This is a genomic window from Nocardioides sp. Z43_10, from assembly GCF_059766615.1.
The window spans coordinates 170489-186308 of the sequence record NZ_JCBAJY010000008.1; the positions used below are offsets into that span (position 1 = coordinate 170489).

A 15820-nucleotide genomic window follows, 5' to 3' on the forward strand; every position below is an offset into this window, starting at 1 on the left:
GCCCCCGTGCAGCCCTACCTCGACCTCCTCCAGCGGATCCTCGACGACGGCGTGGAGAAGAGCGACCGCACCGGCACCGGCACGCTGAGCGTCTTCGGACACCAGATGCGCTTCGACCTGTCGGCCGGCTTCCCGCTGGTGACCACCAAGAAGGTGCACACCCGCAGCATCTTCGCCGAGCTGCTGTGGTTCCTGCGCGGCGACACCAACGTGCGCTGGCTGCAGGAGCGCGGCGTCAGTATCTGGGACGAGTGGGCCGACGAGGACGGCGACCTCGGGCCGGTCTACGGCCGGCAGTGGCGCTCCTGGCCGGCCCCGGACGGGCGGCACATCGACCAGCTCGCGCAGGTCGTCGAACAGATCCGCCGCGACCCCGACTCGCGGCGCCACCTCGTCAGCGCCTGGAACGTCGCCGACATCGACAAGATGGCGCTGGCGCCGTGCCACGCGCTGTTCCAGTTCTACGTCGCGCCCTCGGCCGACGGGCCCGGCAAGCTGAGCTGCCAGCTCTACCAGCGCAGCGGCGACGTGTTCCTCGGCGTGCCGTTCAACATCGCCTCCTACGCGCTGCTCACCCACATGGTCGCGCAGGTCACCGGGCTGGAGGTCGGCGACTTCGTGCACACCCTGGGCGACGCGCACCTCTACCTCAACCACCTCGACCAGGCCCGGCTCCAGCTGACCCGGGAGCCGCGCCCGCTGCCCACGCTGCGCCTCGACGAGTCGGTGAGTGCACTCGACGCGTTCGAGCTCGAGCACATCACCGTCGAGGGCTACGACCCGCACCCGCTGATCAAGGCGCCGATCGCGGTATGACGACCCCCTCGGGCCAGCGCGTCGTGCACGTCGTCGCGGTCGCGCGCAACGGCGTGATCGGCGACGCCGGCGACATCCCGTGGCGGATCCCCGGGGAGATGGCGCACTTCAAGGCCGTCACCATGGGCCACGTGCTGCTGATGGGTCGCGCCACCTTCGACTCCATCGGCCGCCCGCTGCCGGGACGCACCACGATCGTGGTCACCCGCGACCCCGCCTGGTCCCACGACGGGGTGGTGGTGGCCCACTCGGTCGACGAGGCGCTCGCGCTCGCCGCGTCGTATGAGGGCGACGTGATGGTCGCCGGCGGCGCCCAGATCTATGCGCTGACGATGCCGCTGGCCGACCAGCAGGTGCTGACCCGGGTTCCGCTCTCGCCGCCGGGCGACACGCACTACCCGGCGTACGACGAGGACGAGTGGACCGAGACCCGCCGCGAGGAGCGCGAGGGCTACTCGGTGGTGTGGCTGGAGCGCCGCGCCGCCTGAGGCGCGCCCGGTCGGCCGCCGAGGCGCGGCAACCGAGCGGATGGCAGGGTGGGGGCCATGGAGCTGCGCATCTTCACCGAACCCCAGCAGGGCGCCACCTACGACGACCTCCTTCGGGTCGCCCAGGAGGCCGAGCGACTCGGCTTCGGAGCGTTCTTCCGCTCCGACCACTACCTGACGATGGGCGGCGACGGCCTGCCCGGGCCGACCGACGCGTGGACCACGCTGGCCGGCCTCGCCCGCGAGACCTCCACCATCCGGCTCGGCACGCTGATGACCTCGGCGACGTTCCGCTACCCGGGGCCGCTGGCGATCCAGGTGGCGCAGGTCGACCAGATGAGCGGGGGCCGGGTCGAGCTCGGCCTGGGCGCCGGCTGGTTCACCCAGGAGCACGAGGCCTACGGCATCCCGTTCCCCGGCACCGTGGAGCGCTTCGACCGCTTCGAGGAGCAGCTCGCGATCCTCACCGGGCTGTGGTCCACCCCGGTGGGCGAGACGTTCAGCCATGACGGCGAGCACTACCGCCTCGCCGACAGCCCGGCGCTGCCCAAGCCGGTCCAGCAGCCGAACCCGCCGATCCTGATCGGCGGCCTGGGCAAGCGGCGGACCCCGGCGCTGGCTGCCCGCTACGCCGACGAGTTCAACCTGCCGTTCGCCTCCGAGGAGACCACCGCCACCCAGTTCGGGCGGGTCCGGGCGGCCTGCGAGTCGGCCGGACGCGACCCCGGCGACCTGGTCTGGTCCAACGCGCTGGTGCTGTGCTGCGGCGCCGACGAGGCCGAGATCGACCGGCGCGCGGCGGTGATCGGGCGGGACAAGGCCGAGCTGCGTGAGAACGGCCTGGCCGGCACGCCCGCGGAGGTCGTCGACAAGATCGGCCGCTACCGCGAGCTCGGCGCCCAGCGCGTCTACCTGCAGGTGCTGGACCTCTCCGACCTCGACCACCTCGCGCTGGTGGCCGAGCAGGTCATGCCCCATCTGTGAAATCGGCGCAGCCAGATAATGTGGTGCCTATGAGCACCCATGCCCCCGAGGCGCCGTTCGGCCGTGTGTTGACCGCGATGGCCACCGCCTTCCACGAGGACGGTTCGGTCGACCTGCACGCCACCGCCCGGATCGCGTCGTACCTCGTCGACAACGGCCACGACGGGCTGGTGGTCTCCGGCACCACCGGCGAGTCGCCGACGACCACGGTCGCCGAGGACGGTGACATCCTGCGCGCGGTCAAGGACGCGGTCGGCGACCGCGCCACGATCCTCGCGGGGGTGGGCACCAACACCACGGTGCACTCCGTCGAGCTGGCCGAGCAGGCCGAGAAGATCGGCGCCGACGGGCTGCTGCTGGTCACGCCGTACTACAACAAGCCGTCCCAGAAGGGCGTGCTGCACCACTTCACCCAGGTCGCGCGGTCCGCGGACCTCCCGGTGATGCTCTACGACGTCCCGGGTCGCACCGCCACCACCATCGCGATGGAGACCTACGAGGCGGCGATCCGCCTGGACAACGTCGTCGCGGTCAAGGACGCCGTCGGCGACTTCGCCCGCGGGGTCCAGTTGACCCAGCTCGGCTACGCGGTCTACTCCGGCGACGACATCGCCAACCTCGGCTGGCTCGCGCACGGCGCGGCCGGGTTCGTCTCCGTGGTCGGCCACGCCGCCGGCAACGAGCTCAAGGCGATGGCCGACGCGTTCTTCGCCGGCGACACCGCCGGGGCGCTCGCCGTCTACACCCGGCTGCTGCCGGCGATCCGTGCGGTGATGGGGGTACCGAACTACGGCGCCACCACCGCCAAGGCGGCGCTGCAGCTGCTCGGGGTGCTCGACAACCGGCACGTGCGCAGCCCGCTGGTGGCTCTCGACGACGACGAGGTCGCCGCGCTGCGCGCCGGGCTCGCCGCATCGGGCCTGATCGACTGAGGAGACAGATGAGCCACCCGCACCCGGAGCTGACCGCGCCTGAGCCGCTCGCCCCGGGAGGTCTGCGGGTGATCCCGCTCGGCGGGCTCGGCGAGGTCGGGCGCAACATGACGGTCTTCGAGTACGACGACCGGCTGCTGATCGTGGACTGCGGGGTGCTCTTCCCCGAGGACCGCCACCCCGGCGTCGACCTGATCCTGCCCGACTTCGCCGCGATCCGGGACCGGCTCGACCGGGTGGAGGCGCTGGTCCTCACCCACGGCCACGAGGACCACATCGGCGCCACGCCGTACCTGCTGCGCGAGCGCGGGGACATCCCGCTGGTGGGCTCGGAGCTGACGCTGGCCCTGCTCGGCTCGAAGCTGCGCGAGCACCGGCTGCGCGAGACCGTCCACCACGTGGTTCGCGAGGGGGACCGGATCTCCTTCGGCCCCTTCGACCTCGAGTTCGTGGCGGTCAACCACTCCATCCCCGACGCGCTGGCGGTCGCCATCCGCACCGGAGCCGGGATGGTGCTGCACACCGGCGACTTCAAGATGGACCAGCTGCCCCTGGACGGGCGGATCACCGACCTGCGGGCGTTCGCGCGACTGGGAGAGGAGGGCGTCGACCTCTTCCTCACCGACTCCACCAACGCCGAGGTGCCGGGGTTCACCGCCTCGGAGCAGGAGATCGCCCCGGTCCTGGACCGCACCTTCCAGCACAGCACCCAGCGGATCATCGTGGCCTGCTTCGCCTCGCACGTGCACCGGGTGCAGCAGGTCCTCGACGCCGCGGTCGCGCACGGGCGCAAGGTGGCCTACGTCGGTCGCTCGATGGTGCGCAACATGGCCATCGCCGCCGAGCGGGGCTACCTCCACGTCCCACCGGGCGTGCTGCTCGACGCCAAGGAGCTGGCCCAGCTGGCGCCCGAGCGGCAGGTGCTGATCTCGACCGGCTCCCAGGGCGAGCCGCTCTCGGCGCTGAGCCGGATCGCGCAGCGCAACCACCACTTCGTGCACATCGAGGACGGCGACACCGTCATCCTGGCCAGCTCGCTGATCCCGGGCAACGAGAACGCCGTCTACCGGGTCATCAACGGCCTCGCGCGCTGGGGGGCCCGGGTGGTGCACAAGGGCAACGCGCTCGTGCACGTCAGCGGCCACGCCAGTGCCGGGGAGCTGCTGTACTGCTACAACATCGTCAAGCCGGGCAACGTGCTGCCGGTGCACGGCGAGGTCCGGCACATGCAGGCCAACGCGGCCCTGGCCCGGGCCACCGGCGTGCCGTCCGAGCGGGTGGTGATCGCCGAGGACGGCGTGGTCGTCGACCTCGTCGACGGGGTGGCCTCGATCGCCGGGAAGGTCGAGTGCGGCTACGTGTTCGTCGACGGCACGAGCGTCGGCGGCGTCACCGAGTCCTCGCTGAAGGACCGGCGGATCCTGGGCGAGGAGGGCTTCATCTCGGTGATCGTGGTGGTGGACTCGGTGACCGGGAAGGTCTCGGCCGGCCCGGAGATCCACGCGCGCGGCTTCGCCGAGGACGACGCGACCTTCGAGGAGATCAAGCAGCCGATCATCAACGCGCTCGACCGGGCCGGCGCGGAGGGCGCCACCGACGCCTACCAGCTCCAGCAGATCGTACGGCGGGTGGTGGGGCGCTGGGTGAGCCGCACCCACCACCGCCGGCCGATGATCATCCCCGTGGTCGTGGAGTCCTGAGGGGCTCCTCCTGACCGAGGCGGACGATCTCGTCCATCTGGTCCAGCCCGACGGTGCCGTGGGTGATCCACACGACCGTGCGGTCGCTGGTGACCGCCAGCAGCTCGTCGGCGACGGCGCGGGCGGTCGGGGTGTCGAGGTGGGCGGTGGGCTCGTCGAGGACCAGCACCCGGTGGTCGGCCAGCAGCATCCGGGCCAGGCCGATCCGGGCCCGCTCCCCGCCCGAGACGGCCGCGCCACCGTCGCCGAGCCGGGTCTGCAGACCCTGGGGGAGCGCGTCGAGCCAGTCCCCGAGCCGGGCGGCCCGCAGCGCCGTCTCCACCTGGGCGTCGTCGGCGTCGGGGGCGGCCAGCCGGACGTTCTCCACCAGGGTGGAGCCGAACAGGTAGGGGTCGTCGTCGAGCAGCCCGACCACGCGCCGTACGTCGTCGGCGGCCAGGGCCCGCACGTCGATGCCGGCGACCTGGTAGCTGCCCGCGGTCGGGTCCAGGAAGCGCACCAGGACCGCGGCCAGCGTGGACTTGCCGGAGCCGGAGGGGCCGACCAGGCCGATGCGGCGACCCGGGGGGAGGTCCAGCGAGATCGGCCCGAGCACGTCGCGCTCCTCCCAGGCGGCCTTCACCTCGTCGAGACAGACCGCGGCGTCCGCGGGGGACAGTGGGGTCGGCAGCGTGAGCGGGTCGACCGGGTCGGCCACCGCGGGCGGCAGCGTGGTGAGCTCGTCGAGGCGTCGGGTGGCGGCGCGGGTGGAGACCTGCAGGGCGCCGGCGTCGGCGACCGGGCTGAGCACGTCGACCAGGGCCAGCGGGAGCAGCACGAGCAGCGCCACGACCGGTCCCGACACGGTGCCCTCGCGCAGCGCGGCGCCGCCGACGGCCGCCATCAGCACCACGCCCAGCCCGGCGGACAGCATCGGCCAGGTGCGGGCCAGGGCCAGCCAGTGGGTGGTGCGGGCGGTGGCCCGGGCCAGCACGGTGCCGGCCTGCTGGACGTGGTCGAGGGCGCGCGCGCCCGCCTGCCACTGGACGAGGTCGCGGGCGTTGGTCAGCAGCGAGAGGCTGCGCCGGGACAGCTCGGCGCGGGCGGTGACCTGCTCGGCCGCGTGCCGCGCCGTACCGTAGCGGGCGGTCGCCCAGGTCAGTGTGCCGGTGAGGAGCACCAGCGCGGCGGTGACCAGGCCGGCGGCGGGCAGGAACCAGGTCGCGACCAGCGTGGTGACCGCGCCGGCGCCCAGCCAGGTGACCAGCGGCATCCGGACCCGCAGCTGGTCGTCGAGCAGCGCGTCCACGTCGTCGACCACGGAGGCCAGCAGGTCCCCGCGGTGCCGGCCGAGCCGCCCGGGCACCAGCGGCACGAGCGCGTCGTACACGCTGGCGCGGCGCTCGGCCAGCTCGCGCAGGGCCACGTCGTGCGAGGTCAGCCGCTCGGCGTAGCGCAGCGCGGGCCGGGCGAGGCCGAAGGTGCGCACCCCGACGATCGCGACCATCAGCATCAGCACCGGCGGGTGCTCGGCGGCCCGGACGATCAGCCAGCCGGCGGTGGCGGTCAGTGCGATCCCCGACGTCGAGGCCAGCACGCCGAGCAGGGTGGCCAGGGCGAGGCGGGCGCGGGGGCGGGAGGGGGCGGGGTCGTCGGTTTCCCCGGTCGAGTCGCGATCCCCGCGCTTCCCACGCGTTCCTTCACCTGGGACGTGCAGGTTCGGCGACTGGACCGGGGAAACCGGCGCCGCCGGGGCATCCGGAGCCACCACAGACTCCCGCGCCGTCAACGCCACCACCGTGTCCGCGGCGTCGACGAGCGCCTGGCTGTGGGCGACGGCGAGCACGCAGTGATCGCGGGCGAGGTCGCGCAGGGTGCGCAGCAGTACGTCCTCGGTGGCGGCATCGAGGTGGGCGGTGGGCTCGTCGAGGAGCACGAAGGGGCGCTCGGAGACGATCACCCGCGCCAGCGCGAGGCGGGCGCGCTGGCCGGCGGAGAGGCCGACGCCGTCCTCGCCGAGGGGGGTGTCGATGCCCAGCGGCAGCGCCTCGACCAACTCGGTGAGGTCGACCCGCGACAGCGCGTCGAGCACCGCGGCGTCGTCGGCGTCGGGGCGGCCGATGCGGACGTTGTCGGCCAGGGTGCCGTCGGTGAGCCAGGGCCGCTGCGAGACGTGGGCCACCCGCGAGCGCCACGAGTCGGGGTCGAGGGACGCCAGGTCCACACCGCCCACCCGGACCAGGCCCTCGGCGATCGGCACCTCACGCAGCAGCGCGGCCAGCAGCGTGCTCTTGCCGCACCCCGACGGCCCGGTGACGACGGTGAGGCCGCGCGCCGGGATACCGGCGTCGAGCGCCTCGAGGGCCGGCTGCTCGCGGCCCGGCCAGCGCACGCTCAGGCGGTCGATGCGCAGCGGGACCGGGCCGGTCGGAGCCGGCTCGGTGCCCGCGGCGGGCAACGGCTGCGCGGTGAGGTCGTGGATCGCCTCGAACGTCGCGGAGCCCTCGGCGGCGGCGTGGAACTCCGCGCCGACGCGGCGCAGCGGCCAGTAGGCCTCCGGGGCCAGCAGCAGCACGGTGAGAGCGGTCTGCAGCTCCATGCCGTCGGCGGCGAGGCGGAGGCCGACGAGGACCGCGACCAGGGCCACCGAGATCGTCGCGATCAGCTCGAGTGCGGCCGAGGAGGCGAACGCGAGCTTGAGGACGTCGGCGTTGGCGCGTCGGTAGCGGTCGGTGATCGCGCGGATCCGGGGCGCCTGTGCCCGCGCCCGGCGGTGCGCGACCAGCGTCGGCAGCCCGCGCACCACGTCGACGAAGTGGCCCGAGAGCTGGCTCAGGATGCGCCACTCCCGGTCGGCGCGGTCGCGGGTGCTCATCCCGATCAGCACCGCGAAGACCGGGATCAGCGGCAGCGTCAGCACCACCACCAGCGCGGAGAGCCAGTCCTGGGTGGCGATCGCCAGCACCGTCAGCGCCGGCAGCACCCCGGCCAGCACCAGCGTCGGCAGGTAGCGGGTGAGGTACGGCTCGACCGCCGCGACGCCACGGGTGGCGAGCAGGCCCAGCTCCCCGGAGCGGTGCGAGGCGCGGCTGAGCGCGTCCAGGTCGAGGGCGCGCTGCAGGACGGTACGGCGCAGGTGGGTGGCCACCTGTCCCGCGGCCCGGGAGGCGGCGGTGTCGACCAGGGCGCCGAGGAGCCCACGCCCGAGGGTGATGGCGAGCAGGGCCAGCGCCGGCCCGGCCCAGCCGTCGCCGGAGAGGTCGGCCTCCCAGCCGCCGGTGACCAGCCGGGTGACCAGGGTCGCGAGCGCGAACGCCTGCGCCACCAGCAGCACGCCGGCGAGGAGGTTGCCCACCACGACCACCGCCAGCGAGGCGCGAGCGGGGCGCAGGTGGGGGAGGACACGGGGGTCGAGGGGCTTCACGCAGCGGTCCTGGTTCGTCGGCGTTCGGTCTGGATCCAGCGTGACAGACGAGGGCGCCGCACCGGGGGGTCACCCACGGGCGGCGCCGTCGTCGTGCTCACTTGCCGCTGGCGGCCAGCTCTGCGGTCGGGATGTGGTGGATGGAGATGCGCTTGCGGAACACCCAGTAGGTCCAGGCCTGGTAGCCCAGCACGATCGGGGTGAAGATCGCGGCGACCCAGGTCATCACCGTCAGCGTGTACGACGTGGCGGCCGCGTTGGTGGTGTTCAGCGAGAACGCCGCGTCGGTGGTCGAGGGCATCACGTCGGGGAACAGCGCCAGGAAGAGGCCGGCGACGGCCAGTCCGATGGTCACGAACGTGCCGAGGAAGCCCCAGCCCTCGCGCCCGGCCATCGCCGCGAGGATCCCGGCGACCAGGGCGAGCGCGGCAGCCACGAACGCGACGGCGGAGGCCAGGGTGCCGGTCTCGGCCTGGGTCCAGACCAGGAAGATCACCGCGACCACGGCGGCGCCGGCGCCGAGCTTGACCGCGAGGTCGCGGGCCCGGTGGCGGATGTCGCCGTCGGTCTTCAGGGCCACGAACATCGCGCCGTGGGTGAGGAAGAGCAGCAGGGTGACCAGGCCGCCGAGCAGGCCATAGGGGTTCAGCAGCGTGAACAGCGAGCCGGTGAACTCCTTGTCGGCGTCGATCGGCACGCCGCCGACGATGTTGGCGAAGGCCACGCCCCACAGCAGCGCCGGCAGGAACGAGCCGACGATGATGGCGCTGGTCCAGCGCGACTGCCACTGCTTCTCCGGGCGCTTGTGGCGGTACTCGAAGCCGAGGTTGCGCACGATCAGCGCCAGCAGGATCAGCAGCAGCGGCAGGTAGAAGCCGCTGAAGAGGGTGGCGTACCACTCCGGGAAGGCGGCGAAGGTGGCGCCGCCGGCGACCAGGACCCACACCTCGTTGCCGTCCCAGACCGGGCCGATGGTGTTGATCATGACCCGGCGCTCGGTGTCGTTCTTGGCCAGGACGGGCAGCAGCATGCCCACCCCGAAGTCGAAGCCCTCGAGGGTGAAGTAGCCGATCCATAGGACGGCGATGAGGATGAACCAGACAGTGGTGAGTTCCATGGCGATGTCCTCAGTAGGCGAAGGTCAGGGGAGCGTCGTCGTCGGCCGGGGTGTTGCCGGGGTCCGGCGGCTCCTGGAACTCGGGGGCACCGGCCTTCACGTACTTCAGGGTGAGCCCGATCTCGATCACGGCGAGGACCGCGTAGACCAGCGTCAGCGAGAGCAGCGAGATCCAGGCCTCGGTGGTGCTGACGCCCGGGGACACGGCGTTCCCCACGGTCATCAGCCCGTACACCACCCACGGCTGGCGGCCGAGCTCGGTGAACAGCCAGCCCCACGAGTTCGCGAAGACCACGGCGAGCGGGAGCACGACGGCCAGCCGCGCCCACCACACGTTGTTGGGCACCCGGCCCTTGCGGGTCGCCCACAGGATCAGCGCGGCACCGGCGGCGGCGAAGACGCCGAGCCCGATCATGAACCGGAAGCTCCAGTAGGTCACCGGGATCGAGGGGACGTAGTCGCCGGCGTGGTAGTACGCCGCGCCCGGGTCCTGGCCGAACTCCTCGGCGTAGGTCTCGCGCAGCTCGTTGATGCCCTGGACCTCGCCGTCGAAGCTGCCGGTGCCCAGGTAGCTCAGCAGACACGGCACGGTGAGCGCGAACTTCTCCTCCTTGCCGTCGGGGGTGCCGACGGTGAAGATCGAGAACGGCGCGCAGCTCTCGGCGGTCTCGTAGAGGCCCTCCGCGGCCGCCATCTTCATCGGCTGGACCTCGGTCATCACCTTGCCCTGCAGGTCGCCGGTGACGGCGACGCCGAGCCCGGCGATCAGCGTGACCAGGGCGCCGGCGCGGATGCCGATCCGGTACATCGGGCGGTCGCCCTCGGCGGTCTTGCGGCGCAGGTAGAGCCAGGCGCTGACGCCGAGCACGAAGGCGCCGCCGGTCATGGTCGCCGCGGCCATCACGTGCGGGAACGTCACCAGCTGGACCTTGTTGAACATCACCGCCCAGAAGTCGACCAGCTCCGCGCGGCCGTTCTCGGCGCTGTACTCGTAGCCGACCGGGTGCTGCATCCAGGAGTTGGCGGCGAGGATGAAGTACGCCGAGAACGCGGTGCCGAGGTGCACCATCCACATGGTGGCGCAGTGCAGGCCACGGGGGAGCTTGTCCCAGCCGAAGATCCACAGCCCGAGGAACGTGGACTCCAGGAAGAAGGCCAGCAGGCCCTCGATGGCCAGCGGGGCGCCGAAGATGTCACCGACGAAGCGGCTGTAGTCGGACCAGTTCATCCCGAACTGGAACTCCTGGACGATGCCGGTGACCAGGCCGAGCGCGAAGTTGATCAGGAACAGCGTCCCGAAGAACTTGGTCAGGCGCAGGTACTCGGGCCTCTTCTTGAACACCCACAGCGTCTCGAAGGACGCGACGATGGCCGAGAGGCCGATCGTGATGGGGACGAAGAGGAAGTGGTAGACGGTGATGATGCCGAACTGCCATCGGGCAATCTCGAGAACGTCCAAGGCGCTTCTTCTTTCGGCTGCGGGACAGAGGCCCGTGTGGTTGGCGTGCGAGCGGAACTTCGCCGGAGCTTCATCGACGCTATGACTGGGCCTGCCCGGTCTGCAGGGTCGGTCGTCACTGCGCCATGGGTCGAACGTCCCGAATAAGCACGGGGATGCCTCGCGACACGCTCCATGTGAAGCGTGATGCGCGTGTGACTTTCACCTAGGGTCAGAGCATGGCGACCCGTACGTCTTCCCCGCCGGGGTCGCGGAGCTCGAGCACGTCCCGAGGCAGCAGCACCAAGAGTGCGGCCAAGGGCGGTTCGAGCACCCGATCCAGGAGTACCGGAAGCACCCGATCCACCGCATCGCGCGGAAAGTCCGGCGCGAGCGGCAAGCGCGCTCCGGCGCGCCCGGCGCCCCGGGCGGTCCGCAACGGGCCCGGTCCGGTGGCCCGGCTCTTCGGCGCGCTCGCCCGCGCCCTCGTCGCCACCTGGCTCGGCGTGGCCCACGGTGTCGGGTCGGTGGCCCGCAGCATCGGCCGCAGCGCCCGCGACCTGGAGCCCGAGCACCGTCGTGACGGCGCCGGCCTGCTGCTGCTCGGCGTCGCGCTGGTCGCCGCGGCCGCCGTCTGGTTCCAGCTGCCCGGCGGGTTCATGGAGGTCACCCGCACGATCGTCGCCGGCTCGGTGGGCAAGGTCGGCTGGCTGGTGCCGCTGATGCTCGTCTACGTGGGCTGGCGCAACATGCGCGACCCGGTGCACAACGGCCCCGCGGGACGCCAGGCCATCGGCTGGACCGCGCTCGGCTTCGGCGTGCTCGGCATCGTGCACATCGCCAACGGCAGCCCGCAGCCGGTGCGCGGGGACGCCAGCTCGCTGCAGGAGGCCGGGGGAGCGGTGGGCTTCGTCGTCTCGAGCCTGCTGCTCGACCTGCTCCGCACGCCGTACGTCGTGGTGCCGCTGCTGGTCCTGCTCGGGGTCTTCGGGGTCCTGGTGATCACCGCGACGCCGGTCTACCAGGTGCCGCACCGTCTCGCGGAGGCCCGCGACCGGCTCTTCGGCATCACCTACGACGAGGACGAGCAGCCCACCCAGCCGATGCGCACCCGCGGACGCCGCGGCGAGGACGACGACGAGATCGACCCCGAGCGCGGCGACCCCGCCTACGACACCCCGGTGCTCGAGGACCGCGAGGTCAGCAAGCGCCGGCGCAAGAAGGACGCGCTGGACGTGGCGCTGGCCGAGGGCGCCGGGCCGGCGCCGGCCGTCGACGTGATGGCCACGCCCGCCTCGGCCCCGCACGCGCCCGAGACCCCGCTCGTCGAGGACAAGCACGAGCTGGTCCCGCCGCCGCACTCCCCGCTGCCCGCCCGCGTCGAGCAGCTGTCGCTGTCCGGCGACATCGCATACACGGTGCCCGCCAACGACCTGCTCCAGCCCGGCTCGCCGCACAAGCCGCGCTCGAAGGCCAGCGACGACGTGGTCGAGCGGCTGACCACGGTGCTCGACGAGTTCGGCATCGACGCCCAGGTCACCGGCTACACCCGCGGCCCGACCGTCACCCGCTACGAGGTCGAGGTCGGCCCCGCGGTGAAGGTGGAGAAGGTCACCGCGCTGTCGAAGAACATCGCCTACGCGGTCGCCTCCGCCGACGTCCGGATCCTCAGCCCGATCCCCGGCAAGTCCGCGATCGGCATCGAGATCCCCAACCGCGACAAGGAGATCGTCACCCTCGGCGACGTGCTCCGCTCGAACGTCGCACGCAACGACCACCACCCGATGGTGGTCGGGCTCGGCAAGGACGTCGAGGGCGGGTTCGTGGTCGCCAACCTGGCGAAGATGCCGCACATGCTGGTCGCCGGCGCCACCGGCTCGGGCAAGTCGTCGTTCATCAACTCGATGATCACCTCGCTGCTGATGCGCTCGACCCCCGACGAGGTGCGGATGATCCTGGTCGACCCCAAGCGGGTCGAGCTGAACATCTATGAGGGCATCCCGCACCTGATCACCCCGATCATCACCAACCCCAAGAAGGCCGCCGAGGCATTGGCCTGGGTCGTGCGCGAGATGGACCTGCGCTACGACGACCTGGCCAACTTCGGCTTCCGTCACGTGGACGACTTCAACAAGGCGGTCCGCGCGGGCAAGGTCGAGGTGCCGCCGGGCAGCGAGCGCGAGCTCGCGCCGTACCCGTACCTGGTGGTGGTCGTCGACGAGCTCGCCGACCTGATGATGGTCGCTCCCCGCGACGTCGAGGACGCGGTCGTCCGGATCACCCAGCTGGCGCGCGCCGCCGGAATCCACCTGGTGCTGGCCACCCAGCGCCCCTCGGTCGACGTGGTGACCGGCCTGATCAAGGCCAACGTGCCCTCGCGACTGGCGTTCGCCACGTCCTCGGTCACCGACAGCCGGGTCATCCTCGACCAGCCGGGCGCCGAGAAGCTGGTCGGCCAGGGTGACGGGCTGTTCCTGCCGATGGGCGCCTCCAAGCCGGTGCGCGTGCAGGGCTCGTGGGTCAACGAGGCCGAGATCGCGCAGGTCGTCAAGCACGTGCGCGGCCAGCTCGAGCCGAGCTACCGCGACGACGTCACCGCGCCGGCCTCGAGCAAGCGCGACCTCGACGACGACATCGGGGACGACCTCGACCTGGCCATCCAGGCCATCGAGCTCGTCGTCTCCACTCAGTTCGGATCGACCTCGATGCTCCAGCGCAAGCTTCGGGTGGGCTTCGCCAAGGCGGGTCGCCTGATGGACATCCTCGAGAGTCGCGGGGTCGTCGGGCCCAGCGAGGGCTCGAAGGCACGCGACGTGCTGGTCAAGCCCGACGAGGTCGACGGCGTCATCGCCATCATCCAGGGGGAACAACAGTGAGTGCAGCAGAAGCCCGGGACCACCGTCCGAACCGCGTCTTCGTCCCCGAGCCGCTGGTGGCCGTGGACGGGCGCTCCGCCGAGCCCGGCGCCCAGCCGGCCGGGATCGAGCCGACGGCGGTGACGCCCCACGGGCCGCTCGGCGGCCAGCGCGAGGTGCCCGCCGTCGTCGAGGTGCGCCGCAACGCCGGCCTCTCGGCGCTGGTGGGCGCGACCGCCTCCGCGGTCGCGATCGCCTACCTGAGTCGCGCGGCCCAGACCGGTGCGGTCCTCGACTGGACGCTGGTGCTGGTGATGGGCGCGCTCGGCAGCATGCACCTGTGGAACTTCGTCGACTCCCGTACGCCGCTGCTGGTGGCCGACACGCACGGGGTGCGGATCCGGCTCGGGCGCACCTGGCGCGGGCTGCCGTGGGGCGCCCTGGACCGGGTCGAGCACTCGCCGCGCCGCGGGATCCTGCGCGACGGCCGGCTCGCGCTGGTGGCCCGCAGCCCCGAGCGCTTCCTCGAGGAGCTCGACGCCGCCGGACGGCGCCAGACCCGGGTCGCCACCCGCCTGCACGGCGCGCCCTTCGCGGTGCCGCTCGGCCTGGCCACCCGCGTGGTCGGCGCCGAGGGCGACCTCACGGTCGCCCTGGAGCGGCTCGCCGGTGCGTCGGTGAACGTCGTGGAGCTGGTGCCCGAGGTCGTCGTCGCCGACGAGCCGGACGCCGTCGCGGACACCCCTGATCACGAGCGGCGCGCCGACGCGGAGCCGGCGCCCGTCGACCGGTCCGAGCAGGCCACGACGCACCCCGAGGACGAGCCCACCGAGGCGCCGCTGTCGCGTCTGCGCCGACTCGGCCCGCTCGCGGCGCACGCCATCTCCCAGGCCGCCGCGCGGCTGCCGAGGCTGCCCGCGCGCGCCGACCACGACGCCGACCACGATGCCGACCGCGAGGCCGACCAGCACCCCGACCATGACGTGGACCGTGACGACGTGCGCGTCGACGCGTCGCCCGACCCGCTCGCGCAGACGAGCGAGCCGGGCGCGGGCCCCATCGCCAGCGCCACTCCGGCGCCGCTGCGCACCACCCGGGCGGGCGCGCGGGCGGAGGTCCACCGCGAGGCGGGCGCCCCCGCCGACGAGGCGCCCCAGGCGCGCGAGCTGCGCCGCCCCGGCAGCGTCAACCTGGTCGAGGACACCCAGGTGTGGGGTGACCGGGTCCGGCCGATCGCCACCGCCGGCGAGTCGGTCGAGCCGCTGGTCATCGACGACTTCGCGGTCGAGCCCGCTGAGGACCCGGTGATCGGGCCCGAGCTGTGCGCGGCTCGCACCCGGCTCTCGCTCACCGTCGACCAGCTCGCGGAGCGGACCCGGATCCGCCCGCACGTGATCGAGTCGATCGAGGTCGACGACTTCGCGCCCTGTGGTGGGGACTTCTACGCCCGCGGCCACCTGCGCACGCTGGCCCGGGTGCTGGGCGTGGACGCGGGGCCGCTGCTGGCGTCGTACGACGAGCGCTACGCCGACGCGCCGATCAACGCGCGCCGGGTGTTCGAGGCGGAGCTGGCCACCGGGGCGCACGGGACCATCCGAGGGACGCGGGGCGGACCGAACTGGTCGGCGCTGATCGCCGCGATCATGGTCGTCGTGCTGGCCTGGTCGATCGCCCGTCTGGTGATGGACACCCCCGTCGAGCTGCAGCAGGCCCCCGGCCTGAACGGCTCGGTCGGCGGCGCGGCCCCCGCCTCGGTGCCGACCGTCCCGGTGGTGCTGCGCGCGACCAAGGGTGGGGCGCACCTCAAGGTCACCGGGGACGGCGGCGCCGTCGTCTGGGAGAGCGACCTGGCGATGGGGGAGGTCAAGCGTCTGCGGGTGGCCCCTCCGGTGCGCATCTCGGCCACCGACGCAGGAGCGATCTCGGTCACCGTCGACGGTGAGCAGCGCGGCACGCTCGGGCGGCCGGGGCAGTCCGGTGAGGGTGTCTTCGTCGTTCGCCGCTGACCTGACCACCTGCCGCGCACGGTCGGGTGCGGCGCGCGTTTCGACTCGGCCGCGCCCGACCGCCATACTCGGATACGACTA

At 72.7% G+C, this 15820-nt stretch carries 10 protein-coding genes; 7 read left to right on the forward strand and 3 right to left on the reverse strand.

Annotation, left to right across the window (positions count from 1 at the left end):
- The first annotated feature begins 6 nt into the window (after positions 1–6).
- From AC6EI4_RS15725 to AC6EI4_RS15745, 5 genes are read left to right on the forward strand one after another with little or no spacing between them, the layout of a single operon-like run.
- The gene (locus tag AC6EI4_RS15725; protein WP_498423902.1) at positions 7–816 is read left to right on the forward strand and encodes a thymidylate synthase; all 810 of its coding nucleotides are present in this window, start codon (positions 7–9) and stop codon (positions 814–816) included.
- Positions 813–1304, forward strand: coding sequence for a dihydrofolate reductase (locus tag AC6EI4_RS15730; RefSeq protein ID WP_498452032.1), 492 nt, complete (start codon positions 813–815; stop codon positions 1302–1304). The genes AC6EI4_RS15725 and AC6EI4_RS15730 overlap by 4 nt, the downstream gene beginning before the upstream one ends.
- Before the next feature lie 57 nt (positions 1305–1361).
- Complete coding sequence (locus AC6EI4_RS15735; protein ID WP_498452033.1) at positions 1362–2288, forward strand: LLM class F420-dependent oxidoreductase; 927 nt, start codon at positions 1362–1364, stop codon at positions 2286–2288.
- Between the two features lie 29 nt (positions 2289–2317).
- Entirely contained in the window at positions 2318–3220 is a 903-nt protein-coding gene (gene dapA / locus AC6EI4_RS15740; RefSeq protein ID WP_498423905.1) for a 4-hydroxy-tetrahydrodipicolinate synthase, read from the forward strand.
- A gap of 8 nt (positions 3221–3228) precedes the next feature.
- The gene (locus AC6EI4_RS15745) at positions 3229–4920 is read left to right on the forward strand and encodes a ribonuclease J (RefSeq protein ID WP_498452034.1); all 1692 of its coding nucleotides are present in this window, start codon (positions 3229–3231) and stop codon (positions 4918–4920) included.
- Here the strand turns inward: AC6EI4_RS15745 and cydD are convergent.
- The 3 genes from cydD to AC6EI4_RS15760 all read right to left on the reverse strand — a co-directional run bounded on the left by cydD (position 4895) and on the right by AC6EI4_RS15760 (position 10899).
- The gene (cydD, locus tag AC6EI4_RS15750) at positions 4895–8323 is read right to left on the reverse strand and encodes a thiol reductant ABC exporter subunit CydD (RefSeq protein ID WP_498452035.1); all 3429 of its coding nucleotides are present in this window, start codon (positions 8321–8323) and stop codon (positions 4895–4897) included. The two genes, AC6EI4_RS15745 and cydD, sit on opposite strands and share 26 nt — an antisense overlap.
- Positions 8324–8420: 97 nt before the next feature.
- Complete coding sequence (gene cydB, locus AC6EI4_RS15755; RefSeq protein ID WP_498452036.1) at positions 8421–9440, reverse strand: cytochrome d ubiquinol oxidase subunit II; 1020 nt, start codon at positions 9438–9440, stop codon at positions 8421–8423.
- 10 nt (positions 9441–9450) lie between these two features.
- Complete coding sequence (locus AC6EI4_RS15760; protein WP_498423909.1) at positions 9451–10899, reverse strand: cytochrome ubiquinol oxidase subunit I; 1449 nt, start codon at positions 10897–10899, stop codon at positions 9451–9453.
- A gap of 218 nt (positions 10900–11117) precedes the next feature.
- Between AC6EI4_RS15760 and AC6EI4_RS15765 the strand changes: the two genes are divergently transcribed.
- Together AC6EI4_RS15765 and AC6EI4_RS15770 are read left to right on the forward strand one after the other, a co-directional pair.
- Positions 11118–13754, forward strand: a complete 2637-nt coding sequence (locus AC6EI4_RS15765) for a DNA translocase FtsK (RefSeq protein WP_498452037.1) — start codon at positions 11118–11120, stop codon at positions 13752–13754.
- Complete coding sequence (locus AC6EI4_RS15770; protein WP_498452038.1) at positions 13751–15739, forward strand: helix-turn-helix domain-containing protein; 1989 nt, start codon at positions 13751–13753, stop codon at positions 15737–15739. Before AC6EI4_RS15765 ends, AC6EI4_RS15770 begins: the two co-directional genes overlap by 4 nt.
- The last annotated feature ends 81 nt before the right edge of the window (positions 15740–15820 follow it).